We start from the raw sequence: 17,968 nt of genomic DNA on the forward strand, positions 1-17,968 counted from the left end.
AGATGTTTTAGTGAATAACTGGTTGATCACACTAATTGAATGGCTTTTTTATGGAGTTAAGCTCTATTGTCTGGCGAGGCGGAAGCGAAAATAAAAACGCCCGCAGCGGCGGGCGTCTGGCATGACACAACGGGACGGTTATTCGTCTTCTTCGTCGCGTAGCGGGACAATCAGCATGTCGACATGGACGGTGTTGATCAGCTGACGGGCAGAGGACATCAGCTTGCTCCAGAAGTCCTGATGGTGGCCGCAGACCACCAGGTCCATATCATATTTTTTAATCGCATCGACCAGCACCTGGCCCAGGTCGCCGCTGCCGCTCAGGGTCTCGGTGATCGGGTAGCCGGCGTTGGTCGACAGCTCGGTCAGCGCGTGATGGGTCTCTTCGGAGATGCGTTTTTGCATGTCGCCGAGGTTCACGTCAATCAGCCCGGTGTAGAGGTCGGAGTAATTCACATCCACGTGGATCAGGGAGACTTTCGCGTTATACGGGCGGGCCATAGAAACGGCTTTTTCAACCAGTACTTTACTCTCCGGGGACAGGTCTACTGCAATCAGAATATGTTTGTAAGCCATAGTGTTACTCCTTCCATAAGTTTGTCGATGACCATTGGACCTGACAGCTGGCGCTGCCGTTTCGCCCGCGTCCTGCGTGCTACATTCGCGGGAGGGTAGCCTTTAAGGACTTCATTGTAGAAGATATTTCTTACCTTATAGCGCCCCCCGCACTCCGTCAATGCACTGGGTTCACCTAAAAGTTAAACAAATTTATCCGTCTTACGTATTGATAACGAATAACCTTGTGGTAAAAAAATTAATGGATCTCCTACACTATTTAATGAGCCGGTCGGAAAAATAAATGTGATCGGAATCGCACTCTTTACGGTATTGTCGTCGGTTATTTGGGGAGCGGTAGCCGCGGAGGGTTTCTCCGTGGGCGGGTCGCCGGGGAGGAGGTATGATCAGCACTATTGCGCTGTTTTGGGCCCTGTGTGTCGTTTGTGTGGTGAATATGGCACGCTACTTCTCATCGTTGCGTGCATTATTGGTTGTGCTACGTGGTTGCGATCCCTTGCTCTATCAGTACGTCGATGGCGGCGGCTTTTTTACCTCGCACGGGCAGCCCAGCAAACAGATGCGCCTGGTGTGGTATATCTATGCCCAGCGCTACCGTGACCATCATGACGATGAATTTATTCGTCGCTGCGAACGTGTTCGTCGCCAGTTTATTCTGACCAGCGCCCTGTGCGGCCTGGTGGTGGTGAGCCTGATTGCGTTGATGATCTGGCACTGACGACATCTTCGGGATAAAAAAACGGGCCAGCAAGCTGGCCCGTTTTGAACGAATAGCGCTTAAATCAGCTTCAGGGAGAGCCAGTAAAGGACGCCTGAAAGGATAATCGCTGCCGGCAGGGTCAGTACCCAGGCCATCAGAATGCTCGTCACCGTCTTTTTCTGCAGACCACCGCCATCCACCAGCATCGTCCCCGCTACCGAGGAGGAGAGTACGTGGGTGGTGGAGACCGGCATCCCGGTGTAGCTCGCCAGACCGATAGAGACCGCCGCGGTCATCTGCGCCGACATCCCCTGGGCGTAGGTCATGCCCTTCTTACCAATCTTCTCACCGATAGTGGTCGCCACGCGGCGCCAGCCGATCATGGTGCCAATACCCAGCGCCAGCGCGACCGCCATGATAATCCAGATTGGCGCGTACTCGATGGTGCTCAGCATATCGGTTTTCAGTTTCTTCAGCAGACGCTGGTCGTCAGCGCTCACGTCCGGCAGTTTCGCCACTTTGTCGGTGGTGTCGGAGATGCAGAGCATGATGCGACGCAGCTGGCCGCGCTGTTCCGGTTTTAGCGACTCGTAGTTCTCAACGCCGGTCAGCATGGTCTTCACGCGGTCAAGGGCGTTGATGGTGTTCGCCGGATGACAATGAAACTCGCCGTTGGCCGCGGTATTGGTGTCCGGAGAGGGAACCAGCTGGTCAACGCCGGTGGCTTTCTTCAGCAGGTCAGGGCGCTGCTGGAAGAAGGTTTCCACGTTGTTGACCGCATCGCGGGTACGGGTGATTTCGTAACCGGAGGCGTTCATATTCACCACGAAGCCCGCCGGGGCGACGCCAATCAGGACCAGCATCACCAGACCAATGCCTTTCTGTCCATCGTTAGCGCCGTGAGAGAACGACACGCCGATAGCGGACAGGATCAGGGCGATACGGGTCCAGAACGGCGGCTTTTTCTTGCCGTCTTTCTTTTCACGCTCCGCTGGGGTCAGGTGGATACGCGCCCGTTTCTTGGTGCCGCTCCAGTAGCGACGCAGCAGGAAAATCAGGCCGCCCGCGATCACCAGGCCGACGATAGGCGAGATAATCAGCGATCCAAAAATGCCGATGACTTTCGGGATATTCAGCGCGTCAACGACCGACGTACCGGTCATTAAGGCATTGGTGAGACCGATCCCGATGATAGCGCCGATCAGCGTATGGGAACTGGATGCCGGCAGGCCGAAGTACCAGGTGCCGAGGTTCCAGATGATCGCCGCCAGCAGCATAGAGAACACCATGGCGAGGCCATGTGCGGAACCCATGTTAAGCAGCAGATCGGTCGGCAGCATATGCACGATGGCATAGGCTACGCTGAGACCGCCCAGCAGAACGCCGAAGAAGTTGAAGAGCGCCGCCATCGCCACAGCGAGCTGTGAGCGCATAGCGCGAGTGTAGATAACCGTAGCCACCGCGTTTGCGGTATCATGGAAACCGTTAATCGCTTCGTAAAACAGTACAAAAGCTAAAGCAAGCAATAATAATAGTCCGGTATGTAAATCCAGACCGGCAAATAAATGTAGCATAGGACGTTACGCCATTTTGAGGACATGAACGCGGCGCATTATCAGTGACTTTAGCGGCGCGGGCAAAGTGAAATATAGACTTTTTTTGATTTTCTTCCTGTTTAGGTTTTACCCTGTTGGGAGTAATCCTATATCTTTCAATGATGTATCTAATGCGGGATTTTTCCCGCTGGTGTGACCAGAGTGAAATATTTACAAAACCCGACAATTGGGGAACGAGGAATGCGCTGTGGAAAGGTTTGATGCCATTGTCGTTGGCGCCGGAGCGGCGGGAATGTTTTGCGCAGCGCAGGCGGGGCAGCTCGGCTGTCGCGTTCTGCTGCTCGACAACGGCAAAAAGCCGGGGCGAAAAATTCTGATGTCCGGCGGCGGTCGCTGCAACTTTACCAATATGTATGTTGAGCCGGCGGCCTATTTGAGCCAAAACCCGCATTTTTGCAAATCTGCCCTGGCGCGCTACACCCAGTGGGACTTTATCGAGCTGGTCGGCAAATATGGCATCGCCTGGCATGAGAAAACCCTCGGTCAGCTGTTTTGCGATGATTCGGCGGAACAGATCGTCAATCTGTTGCTGGCGGAATGCGAAAAGGGCGGCGTGCAGATCCGCCTGCGCAGCGAAATCCTCAGCGTCGAGCGCGACGAGCAAGGCTACCGGCTCCAGGTGAACGGCGAAACGCTGGCGACCAAAAAGCTGGTGATCGCCTCCGGCGGCTTGTCGATGCCGGGCCTTGGCGCCTCGCCGTTCGGCTATAAAATCGCCGAACAGTTCGGCCTGAAGGTGCTGCCGACCCGTGCGGGTCTGGTGCCGTTTACCCTGCACAAGCCGCTGCTTGAGCAGTTGCAGGTTCTCTCCGGCGTCTCGGTGCCGTCGACCATCACCGCCGAGAACGGCACCCTGTTCCGCGAAAATCTGCTGTTCACCCATCGCGGCCTTTCCGGACCGGCGGTGCTGCAAATTTCCAGCTACTGGCAGCCCGGCGAGTTCGTCACCGTGAATCTGCTGCCGGACTGCAATCTTGAAGACTTCCTTAACGAGCAGCGCGGCGCGCATCCCAACCAGAGCCTGAAAAACACCCTCGCGATGCAGTTGCCGAAGCGGCTGGTGGAGTGCCTGCAGCAGCTGGGGCAAATTCCTGATGTCACGCTGAAGCAGCTGAACGTTCGCGACCAGCAGGCGCTGGTGGAGACGCTGACCGCCTGGCGCGTGCAGCCGAACGGCACTGAAGGCTACCGGACGGCGGAGGTGACCCTCGGCGGCGTGGACACCAATGAGCTCTCGTCGCGTACTATGGAGGCGCGCAAGGCGCCGGGCCTCTACTTTATCGGCGAAGTGATGGACGTCACCGGCTGGCTCGGCGGGTATAACTTCCAGTGGGCGTGGTCAAGCGCCTGGGCCTGCGCGCAGGCGCTGGTGGAAGGGTAACGGCGGTATCGTTCCGGCGGATAGGTTTCGGCTTATCCGCTGATGTTATGCTGCTTCAGTTTTCGCCACAGCGTGGTAGGGCTGATGCCGAGGATGGCGGAGGCTCTGGTTCTGTCGCCATCCGTTTTTTCAATCACGCTCGCAATCAGCTGTTTCTCCTGTTTTTTTAACAGATCGCTCTCATCCGCGACCAGCGTGTGGTCAGAAACAAGAGACACGCTCTGGTGGCAGGCCGGCGAGAGGTGACTGATCTGCTGTAAAACCTCTTTGTTCACCGTGTTTCCGTCCAGCAAGACGATAAGACGATAGATGACCGCCTGCAGTTCACGAATATTGCCCGGCCAGTCATAGTTCTGTAGGCAGTTCACGGCATCCGCAGTAAAGGTGAGGTGCTTGTTTTGTTGCTGCAGAAGATGGTGAATCAGCACCATAATATCTTCGGGTCTTTCGCGTAATGACGGGAGCTGCAGTTCAAGGATATTGATTCGGTAATAAAGATCCTGGCGGAACTCCCTGCAGGCGACGAGCTGACCCAGATCTTTATTGCTGGCGGTGATCAGGCGAAAGTCGGCTGAGAGCAGGGTGTCGCCACCAAGACGGGAAAATTGCTTCTCCTGCAATACGCGCAGCAGCTTCACCTGGACCGACAGCGGGGCTTCGCTGATCTCATCGATAAATACCGTTCCGTTAGTGGCCATTTCAAAGACCCCGGGCTTGCCTCCCTTCCGCGCGTTGGTAAACGCGCCTTCGGCATAACCGAACAGTTCGCTTTCCAGCAGGCTCTCCGGTATAGCCGCGCAGTTAAGCGCGACAAAAGGACCATGGCTTCGGGCGCTAACGTGATGAATACTCTGGGCAAACAGCTCTTTCCCCGTGCCGGTGTCGCCCAGGATATGGACCGGAAGCTCATGTTGAGCGCACAGCCTGGCTTTTTGTATCACCTGATGCATGATCGGCGATTGCGCAATAATATTGTCAAAAGAGTAGCTGGTGGCATAGCCGCGTAAGTGACTTTTCTTACTGGTAGTCTGCTGCCAGAGCGTACTTTCCTGGCTTAAGCCGGTGATGACGGCATAGCTGTTGTGGCGATTGGAAAAATGCCGGACGGAGAGACTAACAAGTGCGCCATTAATTTCGATAGCTTGCTCTTTGACGTTGGACTCATTAATCATACTGGCATAGATATCTTTAAAAACCTCTTTTTTAAATAATTTGTCACCCACCTGACATTGAAATAAGATCATGCCGATAGCATTAATATGAATAATCTCACCCAGCTGATCAACGCACATAATTCCTTCGCGGGATTGGTTGAGCGCCGCATGGCTCATCACTAACTTTAAATTTTCCCGGTTGATATATTTTAGTAAGCCATGAGCTTCATTAATTGCTTGTTCAATAGAATTATTGTCAGCATCGCCTTCAATAACGTTGAGATTGTATTTCTTGGCCATTTCGGCGACCGTTAAACCGCCAATGACCATATGGTAATCATTTTCAGACAGGTTTTTTATAACATTTTCAATATCATGATGGTTATAGACCTGGCAAATCTTAAACTCGTCGTTGGTCATGCTTTGGTAATGCCGCAGCGCCCGGCAAAACTGGGGAAAACCGATGGCGGCGATTTTCTGCGATTTATTCTTGGCTTCCTGCAGGATGCGGTATACGCCATGAAAATCATGGGCGATTTCGATCACCGGAATGGGAATGTTATTGCGAAGCAGGGCGGCGGTACCGCCCCGACTAATAATGATTCGGGTACCGGACTGGATCATTTCATTGGCTTTATTGAGGACATCAGAATAACGAAACTCATAGACGGGGATTTCCAGTTTGCGCTCAATAAGGACATTGATTATTCGTTGGGTAATAGTGCTGGAAACTGAGAAGATGACAATTTCATTATTCTTCATACATTATTCACTTATCGGCTCAAGATTGGCTAAAATCATTATAATTTTAAGGTGCAGATAAATAATGACGAAGGTCATGGAAGGTGGGTTTTATCGTACCAGCCTTACGCCTGGAAAGACGCAAGGCCGGTGGCTGGCGAATTAGAACCGCAGACGGCGATAAACGATCTGCCCGTTACAGATAGTGGCGCAGTTATCGAGGTAGCGATCACCCTCCAGGGTTTTTCCCCGGGTATCTTCAAACATAATTTTATCTTTGCGTAATTTCACAATGGAAATATCGGCAAGAGCATTTGGCGCCAGAGTACCAATCTGCCCTTGCATTTTCATCAGGCGAGCCGGGGTGGCGGTGACGGCGCGGATAACGTCAAAGAAGGACATGCCCATATTGAGATATTTCGACATCACATGCAGCAGGCTATAGACCTTGTCGGTACGCAAGCTATTACGCAGGGTTAAATCGGTACTGATGATATCAGGGTAGAATCCCTGCTCCATCGCCGATTGCGCCACCTCAAAATCAAAGTGGGCGACACCGTTTGAACAATCGAAGATCACCCCCCGGGACTGCGCTTCTTTGATGGCGGCATAGACCTGCCCCTGTTCATTGAGAATGGAATGACCGGTACCGTGGAAACAGTGCGCGTAGATGTCACCCTCCTCGAAATAGCGGATCAGCTCATCGGCGCATAACAGGGAGTCGGTGACATGCACGCAAATGGAGGTATCCAGTTTTCGCGCCAGGGAGACCGTAGCTAACAGCGGATCGCTGGCATACTGTTTGCCCCGGGCGATATCCTGGCTATAGCGTAATTTCAAACCCAGGATGTTGTCTTTATTGTCATTCAGCGTCTGGGCAATTTTTTCCTCGTTGTAATTTGCTGGATTGGTATTTTCAAGATAGCCAGTTGGCCCACCGCCAAGGGTCGAAAGGCCAACGTTGACCACGTTTAAATAGCTCTTGATTTTCACCATCGCCGGATGAATCACGCTATTACGAAATAGCGAATAGTTTACCCATCCGCTGCTCCCGGCATCGACCATGCTGGTGACGCCGTTTGGTAAACAGACGATGTCGGGGTTGACGCTAATCGCCGTTCCGCCATGAAAAACGTGCCCATGAAAGTCGATGAGCCCGGGAAGAACAATACAGCCTGAGGCATCAATAACGGTTTCTGCCTGTCGTTCATCCTGATGCGTGATATCAACGATGCGGTTACCCTTAATACCAATATCGGCGTTGATATAAGTACGGTTTTCAATATCGGCGATCTGGCCGTTTTTAATGACTATATCCAGTTTCATTTTATGCTCCTGTCAGATACCGATAAGCTTCCAGTAAGGAATACCGATTAAGAAAAATATCAATACGTTAACCACAACCATAATGGTGCCGAGCATCCAGAACGTTTTTTGCGGCACGTATCCGCTGGAGAAGGTAAATACGCCAGCCCCATTACCATAGTGTGTCAATAACGCGCCATAGCCTGCGGAGAAGGCCAGAGAGAGCGCCACGTACATAGGATGTGCCTGCGTGGTCATTCCGAGGGTAAAGAGTACCGGATAGAAAGAGACGACAAAGGCGCTGTTTGAGACGAAGAAATAGCGGACCGCGAGGCTGATAAACACCAGCACAGCAATCGCGCTGAATTCACTCAAATGTGAGAGATCCAGATAATTTTTAATCACGTCGACCAGGTAAACATAGAATCCGCCTTTTGACAGCGCGACCGCGCAGCCGTAGAAGGCGCCGTACCAGACAAAAGTTTGCCAGGCTGATTTTTCGCTGACTACGTCATTCCAGCTCAGTACGCCGAAAAGCAACAGACAAGCGAGGAAGGCGAGTCCCACGGGAATAAAGGCAATGCCGGTGATAGACCCCGTCATCCAGCCTAACACGCCAAGAATAAAGAACGCGATTAACAGCTTCTCTTCGCGTTTTACCGGCCCTAATTCATTGAGTCCTTTTTCCGCAATTTCATTGACGTTCGTAATGACTTTCAGTTCCGGGGCATAGATTTTATACAGGATCCAGGGCGCCAGAATGAGCACCAGTCCCGCCGGGACAATGGCGGCTTTAAACCAGGTCATCCACTCAAGATTAACCTTCATAATCTCATTGGCTAATGAAACGGTGATCGAGTTGGTGGCCATCCCGGTCAGGAACAAGCTGGAGGTTCCCATCGAGACGACGTACATCAAAATAGTCAGGTAGGCGCCGATTTTGCGGCTGCCGTCGTCGGGCTTCGAGCCAAGCGCTTCGGCGATATTTCTGAAAATGGGGTAGGTAATCCCTCCCGAACGCGACATGTTTGAACCGGTCGCTGGGGCCAGCACGGTATCGGTGACCATCATCAAATACCCGAGCGTCAGGGTATTTTTGCCGTAGCGTTTGAGTAACAGATAAGCAATGCGTTTACCTAACCCGGTAATGACAAACGCTTTGCAAATAATAAAAGCGCTGATAATAAACCATACCATTGGGCTGCCAAATCCAGCGAATAGCGGACCGGGGTCGAGTACCAGAGAGGCGAATCCCAAAATAATCAGCATAATCACCGAATCGGTAAACGGGCGTAAAACCAGGCCACAGAGCATGGCCAGATAAATACCAACCATATGCCATGTCGGGGCGGCAACGCCTTCCGGATGCGGTATTATCCAAAATAAAACAGGGAAAAAGATAATCGGCAAGAGTTTTAAATAAAGCATTTTTGTTACCTTTGCTTTAAGGCCACGGCCGTTAAATGACCGTGGCTTATATTATTTAATCGAATTAACGATATGTGTCGTCGATAAATTCGACGCCGGTTGCATCCAGCGATTTTCTAACCCATTGGCGGTTGGCGGTGCCGTTTTTGGCGGCATCCACTTTGCTGGAGTCGAATTTGGCGTACTCTTTCGCTTTATCCAGCACAGTCTCTGCATCGCTCAGTGGGATGACAATGACGCCATCCGCATCACCGACAATCAGATCGCCGGGACAGACCGCGACGCCGCCCACGGCAATAGGGGTATTCACTTCCCCTGGACCCATTTTGAACGGGCCCGCCGGGTTCGAACCGGTGGCATAGAGCGGAAAATCAAGAACCGATAGCGCGTCGATATCGCGAATTGGCCCGTCGAGCACGATGCCGGCAATGTTCTTCATGTGGTGGGCATACGCCACCATGATTTCGCCCATCAACGCCCGCGAGCGATCTCCTTCGTTAGAGACCACAATGACGTCATTTTCCCCCGCCATATCCAGGGCGGCATGGAGCATCAAATTGTCGCCGGCGCGTGCTTTTACCGTAATAGCGAAGCCGGCCATTATCGGTTTTTTGGGTGAGGAAATGCGCTTGATGCCGTTGCCTAATACCGCAATACGGTTCATGGTGTCAGCAATATTTGCCGCCGGCAGGTGCTCATATTCTTTCAGCAGTGCAATATTTCCTGCCGGACGTTTTAAAAATACACGGTTACCAATAGTCATCTCTTGCTCCTTAAAAACCTGGGACCGGCCAGGACGGTTTTTTACCCGATAACACTTCGTCAATGCCGATGGCGGAATGCAGGGAAGCTCTGTCAGTCGCTTCGATGGTGGCGGCACCGATATGAGGACCGATGACGATATTGCTCAATGCGAAAATAGGATCGTTGGCATCGAAGGGTTCTTTCTTTAAAACATCAACGCCGGCGCCGGCGATAATTTGCTGGCTTAAGGCATGATAAAGCGCGCGCTCATCGACGAGCTTGCCGCGGGCGGTATTAATGAAATAGGCGCTGGGTTTCATCATCGAGAACTGTTTTTCGCCGACAAAGTCAGTGGTTTCCGCCGTTGTTGGGCAGTGCAGCGAAACGAAATCACTCTCTTTGAAAATACGGTCGAAATCGTCAGTGAGTTCGACACCTTCGGGGATCTGCTGCTGTGTTTTATAGGGATCATAGGCAATGACTTTCATATTAAAGCCATGCAGTGCTTTGATCGCGACGCGCGAGCCGATATTTCCTACGCCAATTAAACCCAGGGTTTTACCGTCAAGTTCAACTTTCGGCGTGCGCAATTTTGCCCAATAATAATCTTCAAGCATTTTCTCTTCGACCAGCTTGAAATTACGTGAGCAGTGCAGCATATAAAATATTGTCAGTTCAGCGACCGACATGCTATTGGCTAGCGGGGCATTTAATACCACAACGCCATGACGTTTGGCTGACTCCAGATCCACGGTATCGTAACCCGCGCCATGGCGGGCCACCACTTTCAGCTTTTTAGCGGCTTCAAATACGCGGTCGGACATTTTTGAAAGGCGTACGATAATACCGTCACAGTCGCCGATATCACGAATGATATCTTCTTCTTCCATCCCCGAACCTTTAATTAGCTGATAACCTCGGCTTTCCAGGTACGCTCTCCCTTCGGCCATGATTTCTTGCGGGAGTAGAATTTTATACGTCATGCCAATTTCTCCAGTGTTGTTTACGAGGAGGTAAATGCATGCCGGATGCCATAAATGACTTCAGCGTTGAGTTTATTTTCAATTCATTGAAACTAAACTACTTTTTATTATGTTAATTATTGGTGAATTGTTTTGGTGGTGATGGGTGTCACAAATTCATATTAGGCGTTATCGCCTGGTTTTTTCATTATGAAATGGCTGGATTGCAAAATTAAATAACAGTGTTATGCATTTCACATTGTTGCTTGACAGAGCCTGGGTCGAGAGGCATTGACATTTTGTTGTCGGTTAACTAAAACGAAGCGGGATGAATAAATACACAGGACGTATTGATCGTGAATAATACCCAGATTGAAATCTTCAGCGTCATGGTACAAACGGAAAATATTCATCATACTGCGCAACGGCTTGGCATTGATGCTGCTGCTGTCACTACCAGTATTTGTGCGCTGGAGAACGAGATTGGTTTTAATCTCATCTTGCGAGGAAAAAATATCAGGAAGGTGATATTAACGGAAAAGGGAAGGGCTTTTTATAAGCTGACGCCGCAGATCCTCGGCATACTGCATGCTATCGCGACTATTCGCCGCGCAAAGCACCTGGCTGAATAAGCCCGGCGCCAGTCGGCCGGGCTGTGGCATGGCGTCAGTTCAACCCAAGAAAATACTGGGCGATTTTGAAATAGATGATCAGTCCGGTGCCATCGATCAGCGTGGCGATAAACGGCGCGGAAACCACCGCCGGGTCGATGCCGATCCGTTTAAGCACCATCGGGATGACCGACGAGACAATCGCGCTCCACAGGGTAATGCATACCAGCGTCAGGCTGACGATCAGCGTGATTTCCATGCCGATGCCCATCATCCAGGCGCGCAGGCAGCCCGCCAGCCCCAGCGTTAAGGCAATCAGAAACGAGGTCGATACCTCTTTGCGGATCACCCGCCCCATATCGCGCAGCCGTACTTCTCCCAGCGCCATCGAGCGCACCAGCGTCGAGGTGATCTGCGTTCCGCTGTTGCCGCCGGTACCGATGAGCAGCGGAATAAAGAAGGCCAGCGCGATGGCCGATTCCAGCGCCTCTTCAAAATGCTGCAGCACGCTGCTGGTGTAGGCTTCGGCCACGAACAGCAGCAGCAGCCACACCGAGCGTTTCTTCCACAGCGTCCAGGGGCTGATGTCCAGATACGGTTTTTCCAGCGGCAGGGTCGCCCCCTGCAGCTGGGCGTCCTCGGTGACGTCATCCTCCAGCAGATGGGCGATCTCCTTTTCCATCAGGCAGCCGACCAGCTCGCCTTTATCGACGACGGGAACCAGGTCGAGGCCGCGCTCGTTGAGCTCGGCAATCACCTGCGGGCGTTCATCGTCAGGTTTGACGCGGAACAGGCAGCTGTCCATCAGGTAGCGGATAGACTGCCCGACATCCCCTTCCTGCAGTAGCTTTTTGACCGACAGGCTGCCGCGCAGCTTCTTGCCGGCGACCACAAACACCTGGCCGGGAATATCATCGCTGGTGAGCTGTGAGATAAAGTGCTCCCGCGCTTCATGGACGCTGAGATGTTCCTGCAGCGTAATAAAGTCGGTACGCATGTACTGGGCGATGGCATCGCCGTCGAAGCCAGAGGTCGCCTGATGGGCGGCGCAGAGTTGAATGGAAGACATGATTAAAATCCCTATAAAAAAATCACTCATAGGGGCGAACAAGACAGGGTTAGCGCAGGCAGATCCCTACGTCCTGGTTTTAGCACTGCATAACGTATCTGAACGGTCATGACCGCCAGAAGTTACCTTGGCAACACCTTGATTCGATGGAAGCCTGTATTTCCCTGAGTGGTCTCTCTCGATACCAACAGGGCGGTAACTTGTATTTATGCAGGAGCCTCGCCATAACGAGATCGTTAAATGAGGCGCCATTATTGGCGAAGAGGGATAATTCACAAAGCGTATAGTTTAGGTGGTTTATCAACTGTTGATAAACCACCCACTCATTTTCAAATAGTTAATCATCCGCTAAACACTGCAAATGCCCATGGCGCACACCGCGCTGGGCAATCACGTCGTCGGCAAAATGCTGCACCTCGGCCATGTCTCCCTTCAGCACCGCAATCTCCAGGCAGTCGTCATGGCTGATATGCACATGCAGCGTGGCGACGGAGAGATCGTGATGATGATGCTGGGTGGCCACCAGCCGGCTCGCCAGTTCGCGTTTTTCATGCTCGTAGACATATGACAGGACGGCATAACCGCGCCGCGGCTCCGACGGCGCGGGATCCTGGTTGAGGGCGTCGCGCAGAATATCGCGTACCGCCTCCGAACGGTTGTGGTAGCCGCGGCGGGCGCTGAGCGCATCGAGAGCGGTCAGCAGGTCATCATCAAGGGTCAGGGTTACGCGCTGCATGGCATGGCCTCGTTGAGCAGAGTGGCAGGAAAAGGTGGCAGCACCGCCTGCTGGAGCGCCTGTCCGGCAGGAGAGCGCAGGCGCAGCGGTAGACTGACCGTTGCGGTTTCGACGATGCGTCCGTGCTCCATCACCAGCACCCGCTGGCAAAAGCGCTCCACCAGCCGCAGGTCGTGGGTAATGAACAGGCAGGCGGTGCCAAACCGGGCCTGCAGGCGCTTCAGCAGGGCGATAATCTCCGCCTGCAGCAGCAGATCGAGATTCGAGACCGCTTCATCCAGGATCAACAGCTGCGGCCGCACCGCCAGGGCGCGAGCCAGGCAGACGCGCTGCAGCTGTCCGCCGCTGAGCTGTGCCGGGCGTTTATCGAGCAGCGTCGTGGAAAGGTCGACCGCGTGCAGCATCTCTTCCACCCGCCGTGCGCGTTCCTCGCGCGACAAGCGGAACAGATGGCGCAGCGGCTCGCTGACGATCTCGCGCACCGTTTTGCGCGGATTCACCGCGCTGAAGGCGTCCTGAAACACCAGCTGAATATCACGGCGGAAGGCGCCGACGGCCTCGCCCTTCAGGGCGGTCAGCGGTGTGCCGCGCCAGACAATATCGCCGTGCAGCGGCGTTTCCAGGCCCACCAGCATCCGCGCCAGGGTGCTCTTGCCGCAGCCGCTGCGCCCGAGCAGGGCCACCGTTTCGCCGGGGGCGATGGCGAGTTGGATCTCGTGCAGGACCCTGCCGTGGTGGGGGTAATTGTGGCTCACCCCGTTGACGCTGAGTAAATTCATGCTGTTTTCTCCAGTCCGTACAGCGCCAGATGCGCCGCCAGCAGGCGCTGGCTCAGCGGGTGCTGTGGGGCGCTGAACAGGGTGTTTACATCGCACTGTTCAACGAGGCGACCGTTCTCCATGACCATCACGTCATCCGCCAGCCGCGCCACAACGCCCATGTCATGCGTCACCAGCAGCAGCCCCAGACCGCGGCTGGCGACGATATCCGCCAGCAGATCGAGGATCCGCGCCTGGGCGATGGCATCGAGGTCGGTGGTCGGCTCGTCGGCGATGATAAAGGGCGCGCGGCTGAGCAGGGCGAGGGCGATCATCATCCGCTGCAGCATGCCGCCGCTCATCTCGAAGGGATAGCGGCTGAGCAGCGAGCGCGGATTATCCAGACCCACCTCTTCCATCACCGCCAGCAGGGCGGCGTCATTCGCTTCGCGGCCCGCCGCCCGGCAAGTTTCCCGAGCGTGGGCGGCCATGGTATGCAGCGGATTAAAGGCGCTGCGTGGGTTCTGCATGATGGTGGCGATAGTCGCGCCGCGCAGCTGTTCGCCGTGCACCGGCATGCCGTCAAGCAACACCCGGCCGGCGGTCTGGCTGACGCCGGGCGGCAGCAGGCCCAGCGCGGCGGCGCAGGTCAGCGATTTCCCGCTGCCGCTGCTGCCGAGCAGCGCCAGCACCTTGCCGCGGCGCAGGGTAAGAGAGACGTCGCTGACCAGCGGGCGGTCGGCGGCAAGGGCGATCTGTTGCAGTTGGATCTTTTGCGGCATCAGTGGCTATGCTCCGCGATCAGGTGAGGATCGAGGCGATCGCGCAGCGCGTCGCCCAGCAGGTTAAAGGCCATCACGCTGATGAACAGCGCCAGCCCCGGCCAGACCATCTGCAGCGGCTGGGTCCAGATATACTGCCGGGCGTCGTTGATCATCACCCCCCATTCCGCCGTCGGCGCGCTGACGCCGAGGCCAAGGAACGACATGCCGGCCACGTGAAGCATCATATGGCCGATATCCAGTGAGGCGAGCACCAGCAGCGAGGGGATCACCGCCCCTGCCAGATGGTCGCTGAACAGCCGCCACTGGCTGGCGCCGCTCAGGCGGGCGGCGAGGATAAATTCGCGCTGGCGCAGGGAGACCACCAGATTACGCACCATTCTGGCGTACCAGGCCCAGTGCGATAACGCAATGGCGAGGATCACGTTGGTCAGCCCGGTGCCGAGCACCCCCACCATAAAGAACGACAGGATCGAGGTTGGAAAGGTCATAAACAGTTCGGCGAGGCGCATCAGGCCGCGGTCAGCGCGGCCGCCCAGCAGCCCGGCGCTGCCGCCAACCGCCAGACCGATCAGCAGCACCAGCAGTAGGCAGGCCATTACCGCCCCCAGCGAGACGCGGGTGGCGGCCAGCAGGCGCGAGAAAATATCCCGGCCGAGATGATCGGTCCCCAGCCAGTGCGCTGCCCCTGGCGGCAGCAGCCGTTGCTGCAGGTTAATCGCCGCCGGATCCCAGGGCAGCCACCAGCCGCTGCCGATGGCGATGACCGCCAGCAGTGCAATAACCAGCAGGGCCAGTTTCACCGGCCAGCGGAAGTTTCGCAGCCATCTCATACGCTCACCTCCTCATGGCGGCGCAGGCGCGGGTCGAGCGCCGCGTTGAGCACATCCACCGCCAGGTTAGCCAGCACGAACACCGTGACCATCATCAGCGTAAAGCACTGAATCACCGGGTAATCGCGATTGAAGATTGCGGAAACCGCGTAGCGGCCGACTCCCGGCCAGGCAAAGATATTTTCAATAATCATGGTGCCGCCGATCAGCTCGCCAATGTGCATGCCCATGGCGGTCACCACCGGCAGGGTGGCGTTGCGCAGGATATGCCGCCGCTCCACCTGGCGCGCGCTCAAGCCGCGCAGCCGCGCCCACACCACGTGACGCTGACTGGAGACCTCCAGCATGCTGGCGCGCAACAGGCGGGCGTTGATCGCCAGCGACATAAAGGCGATGGAGACGGCGGGCAATATCAGGTGCTGCCAGTCGCCGTACCCCATCGCCGGAAGCCACTGCAGATGCACGGAAAAAAGCATCACCAGCAGAAAGGCCAGCCAGAAGTTCGGCATCGACACGCCGAGGAAGGCAATCAGCCGCACAGCAAAGTCAGGCAGGCGATCGCGATGGCGCGCCGCCCAGATCCCCAGCGGCAGCGAGGTGACGAGGATCAGCGCCAGCGCCGCGCCGGTGAGCAGCAGGGTGGCCGGCAGGAAGTGCAGCAGGTCATCCAGCACCGGTCGCCGGGTGGCATAGGAGAGGCCAAAGTCCAGGTGCAGCGCCCGCCACAGCCAGTGCAGATACTGCATCGCCAGCGGCTGGTTGAGCCCCAGCAGTTCGCGGGTCGAGGCGACCATCTCTTCAGTGGGCGGCAGGTTCGACAGGCGTAAATAATCCAGCGCCGGGTCGCCGGTGCCGAGCCGCAGCAGCAGAAAGATGATGGCGGAGGCGGCGAGCAGCAGCGGGATCAGCAGCAGCAGGCGGCGTAAAATATAGCGTAGCATTATGGCGTTACCGGTTTAATCTGGTCGAAAGGGAGCTCGGTGCTCACCGGCGCGAACGGGATCTCCCCGACCTCCTGGCGCGCAACCGACATCAGCGAGACATAGCTGATGGGCAGGTACACCGCGTCCTGATGCAGGCGGCTCAGCACATCGTGGTACAGCCGTTTCCGCTGCGCCTCGTCGCTGGTGGTCAGCACCTCGCTAATCTCTTTATCAATCAGCCCCTTGTCGGGCAGGCCGCGCTGGGCCTGATAATCGGCATGGGAGGGCACGCGCATCGAGCTTAAAAAGGCATGCGGATCATAGGGGGCGCCCCAGGTGCGATTGAAGATCATGCCGAACCGGCCTTCGCGCTGGCGCGCATAGATGCTGCTCTCCTCCTCGCCCACCAGGGTGACGCGGACGCCGACCTCCCGCAGATTGGCTTGAATAATTTCGGCCATCGATTTAGCCAGCGCGTCGGTGCCGATAAACGCCAGCTCAATCGCCAGCGGTTGCCCGGCCTTTTGTCGCCAGGGCTGGCCTTCCGGTTGCTGCCAGCCGGCCTGCGCCAGCAGGGCGCGGGCTTTTGCCGGGTCGTAACGGCGCGGCGTCAGATCCTGCGGGGCGTAGGGGACCGAGGGGGCAAACAGGGTGTCGGCAACCTGCTGGGTGCCGTAGAGCACGCTATCGACGAGGGTCTGCTTGTCGACGGCGTAGTTGAGCGCCTCGCGCACCGCCTGCTCGCGGGTCGGGCCCTGGCTGGCGTTCAGCGCCAGCATCACCGTCTCCGCCGGGGCGGAGAGACGAGCCGCGTAGCCGGGGTGATGACGAAAGCGTTCGAAGGTATCCAGCGGCAGCAGCCCCTCGTCGCCGTAGAGCATGTCGATTTCCCCGGTTTCGAACGCCACCGCGCGGCTGGTGGCGTCGGGGATCACTTTGATGGTGATTTGCTGTAGCGCGGGTTTATTACCCCAGTAGCGTTCGTTGCGTACCAGCACGTCGCGCTGATTGAGCTGCGAACTCGCCAGTCGCCACGGCCCGGTGCCGATCGGGGCTTTGATGCCGTTGGCGGTGCCGCCATCGATAAACTGCGAGGGGGCGATAAAGCGGAACGGGCGCGGCAGGGCCAGCTCTTGGAGTAAGGGGGCGTAGGCGCTTTTCAGGGTGAGCTGCAGCTCGCTGGCGCTGAGCGCCCGCACGTCGGTTATCTGATTGGCGAGTTCAAGCCAGGCGTGGCGTTGGCGGTTGGCGAGCACCGCCTGGAAATTAGCCGCCGCGGCCTGGGCGTTAAAGGGTTCGCCGTTGGAGAAGGTCACATCCTCGCGCAGGGTAAACCACCAGGTTTTACCATCGGCGGAGTGGCGCCAGCGGGTCGCCAGCCAGGGCTGCACGCTGCCGTCAGCCTGATACTTCACCAGCGGTTCATAGACCATGCTTTGGGCAAACATCTGGTTGGGCGTATAGAGATGCGGATTCAGCGGGCCGACGTTCACCGGCCAGGCGGTAGTAAGCGAGTGCTGCGCGGCCTGAGCCAGCAGAGGGGCGCAGGCGACCAGCGCCAGCAGAGTGAGGCGGAAAATAGACAAGACGGCGTTCTCAGCGACAGGAAAGTATGACGATTTTAGTGATTCATCATACTTTCGGAGTAA

17 protein-coding genes and 1 riboswitch are annotated in these 17,968 nt (G+C 55.8%); of the genes, 3 read left to right on the forward strand and 14 right to left on the reverse strand.

Features of this window, described 5'->3' with window-relative positions:
- Positions 1–138 precede the first annotated feature (138 nt).
- Positions 139–576, reverse strand: coding sequence for a universal stress protein UspA (gene uspA, locus ACOI7D_RS23665; RefSeq protein WP_004145166.1), 438 nt, complete (start codon positions 574–576; stop codon positions 139–141).
- Between the two features lie 382 nt (positions 577–958).
- Here uspA and uspB point away from each other — a divergent pair, with 382 nt between their 5' ends.
- Complete coding sequence (gene uspB / locus ACOI7D_RS23670) at positions 959–1,294, forward strand: universal stress protein UspB (protein ID WP_002921203.1); 336 nt, start codon at positions 959–961, stop codon at positions 1,292–1,294.
- Positions 1,295–1,353: 59 nt separating this feature from the next.
- Here the strand turns inward: uspB and pitA are convergent, their stop codons facing one another.
- Positions 1,354–2,850, reverse strand: coding sequence for an inorganic phosphate transporter PitA (pitA, locus tag ACOI7D_RS23675; protein ID WP_004204940.1), 1,497 nt, complete (start codon positions 2,848–2,850; stop codon positions 1,354–1,356).
- Between the two features lie 229 nt (positions 2,851–3,079).
- Here pitA and ACOI7D_RS23680 point away from each other — a divergent pair, with 229 nt between their 5' ends.
- Positions 3,080–4,273 (forward strand): NAD(P)/FAD-dependent oxidoreductase, encoded by a 1,194-nt coding sequence (locus ACOI7D_RS23680; protein WP_065812597.1) that lies wholly within the window; start codon positions 3,080–3,082, stop codon positions 4,271–4,273.
- Between the two features lie 32 nt (positions 4,274–4,305).
- Here ACOI7D_RS23680 and ACOI7D_RS23685 read toward each other — a convergent pair whose 3' ends face one another.
- The 5 genes from ACOI7D_RS23685 to ACOI7D_RS23705 all read right to left on the reverse strand — a co-directional run bounded on the left by ACOI7D_RS23685 (position 4,306) and on the right by ACOI7D_RS23705 (position 10,628).
- On the reverse strand, positions 4,306–6,189 hold the full coding sequence (locus tag ACOI7D_RS23685; protein ID WP_109546837.1) for a sigma 54-interacting transcriptional regulator: 1,884 nt from the start codon (positions 6,187–6,189) through the stop codon (positions 4,306–4,308).
- 141 nt (positions 6,190–6,330) lie between these two features.
- The gene (locus ACOI7D_RS23690; RefSeq protein WP_060589795.1) at positions 6,331–7,494 is read right to left on the reverse strand and encodes a metallo-dependent hydrolase; all 1,164 of its coding nucleotides are present in this window, start codon (positions 7,492–7,494) and stop codon (positions 6,331–6,333) included.
- Positions 7,495–7,506: 12 nt separating this feature from the next.
- Entirely contained in the window at positions 7,507–8,901 is a 1,395-nt protein-coding gene (locus tag ACOI7D_RS23695) for a DASS family sodium-coupled anion symporter (RefSeq protein WP_060589793.1), read from the reverse strand.
- Between the two features lie 64 nt (positions 8,902–8,965).
- Positions 8,966–9,664 carry a methyltransferase gene (locus ACOI7D_RS23700; RefSeq protein ID WP_060589791.1) on the reverse strand — a complete coding sequence of 233 codons (699 nt, stop codon included), beginning with the start codon at positions 9,662–9,664 and terminating at the stop codon, positions 8,966–8,968.
- A 10-nt stretch (positions 9,665–9,674) separates the two neighbouring features.
- Positions 9,675–10,628, reverse strand: a complete 954-nt coding sequence (locus ACOI7D_RS23705) for a hydroxyacid dehydrogenase (protein ID WP_060589789.1) — start codon at positions 10,626–10,628, stop codon at positions 9,675–9,677.
- A gap of 335 nt (positions 10,629–10,963) precedes the next feature.
- On the opposite strand from ACOI7D_RS23705, the gene ACOI7D_RS23710 reads away from it, so the two are divergent.
- Complete coding sequence (locus ACOI7D_RS23710; RefSeq protein ID WP_060589786.1) at positions 10,964–11,239, forward strand: LysR family transcriptional regulator; 276 nt, start codon at positions 10,964–10,966, stop codon at positions 11,237–11,239.
- Between the two features lie 34 nt (positions 11,240–11,273).
- Here ACOI7D_RS23710 and ACOI7D_RS23715 read toward each other — a convergent pair whose 3' ends face one another.
- From ACOI7D_RS23715 to nikA, 7 genes are all read right to left on the reverse strand, one after another.
- Positions 11,274–12,287, reverse strand: a complete 1,014-nt coding sequence (locus ACOI7D_RS23715; protein WP_023291272.1) for a magnesium transporter — start codon at positions 12,285–12,287, stop codon at positions 11,274–11,276.
- 57 nt (positions 12,288–12,344) lie between these two features.
- A riboswitch (M-box (ykoK) riboswitch) is annotated at positions 12,345–12,526 on the reverse strand.
- 98 nt (positions 12,527–12,624) lie between these two features.
- Positions 12,625–13,023: a nickel-responsive transcriptional regulator NikR gene (gene nikR / locus ACOI7D_RS23720; RefSeq protein WP_060589784.1), complete on the reverse strand. Its 399-nt coding sequence runs from the start codon at positions 13,021–13,023 to the stop codon at positions 12,625–12,627.
- Positions 13,011–13,802 (reverse strand): nickel import ATP-binding protein NikE, encoded by a 792-nt coding sequence (gene nikE, locus ACOI7D_RS23725; RefSeq protein WP_060589782.1) that lies wholly within the window; start codon positions 13,800–13,802, stop codon positions 13,011–13,013. The genes nikR and nikE overlap by 13 nt, the downstream gene beginning before the upstream one ends.
- A complete protein-coding gene (gene nikD, locus ACOI7D_RS23730; protein WP_044524994.1) occupies positions 13,799–14,563 on the reverse strand; it encodes a nickel import ATP-binding protein NikD in 765 nt (254 codons plus the stop codon). The genes nikE and nikD overlap by 4 nt, the downstream gene beginning before the upstream one ends.
- Positions 14,563–15,396 carry a nickel ABC transporter permease subunit NikC gene (nikC, locus tag ACOI7D_RS23735; RefSeq protein ID WP_044524993.1) on the reverse strand — a complete coding sequence of 278 codons (834 nt, stop codon included), beginning with the start codon at positions 15,394–15,396 and terminating at the stop codon, positions 14,563–14,565. The genes nikD and nikC overlap by 1 nt, the downstream gene beginning before the upstream one ends.
- A complete protein-coding gene (gene nikB, locus ACOI7D_RS23740; protein ID WP_023291267.1) occupies positions 15,393–16,337 on the reverse strand; it encodes a nickel ABC transporter permease subunit NikB in 945 nt (314 codons plus the stop codon). The genes nikC and nikB overlap by 4 nt, the downstream gene beginning before the upstream one ends.
- On the reverse strand, positions 16,337–17,905 hold the full coding sequence (gene nikA / locus ACOI7D_RS23745) for a nickel ABC transporter substrate-binding protein (protein ID WP_060589780.1): 1,569 nt from the start codon (positions 17,903–17,905) through the stop codon (positions 16,337–16,339). Before nikA ends, nikB begins: the two co-directional genes overlap by 1 nt.
- Positions 17,906–17,968: the final 63 nt, after the last annotated feature.

The sequence above is a fragment of the Klebsiella sp. C360 genome, from assembly GCF_048822415.1.
GTDB lineage: Bacteria > Pseudomonadota > Gammaproteobacteria > Enterobacterales > Enterobacteriaceae > Klebsiella > Klebsiella quasipneumoniae.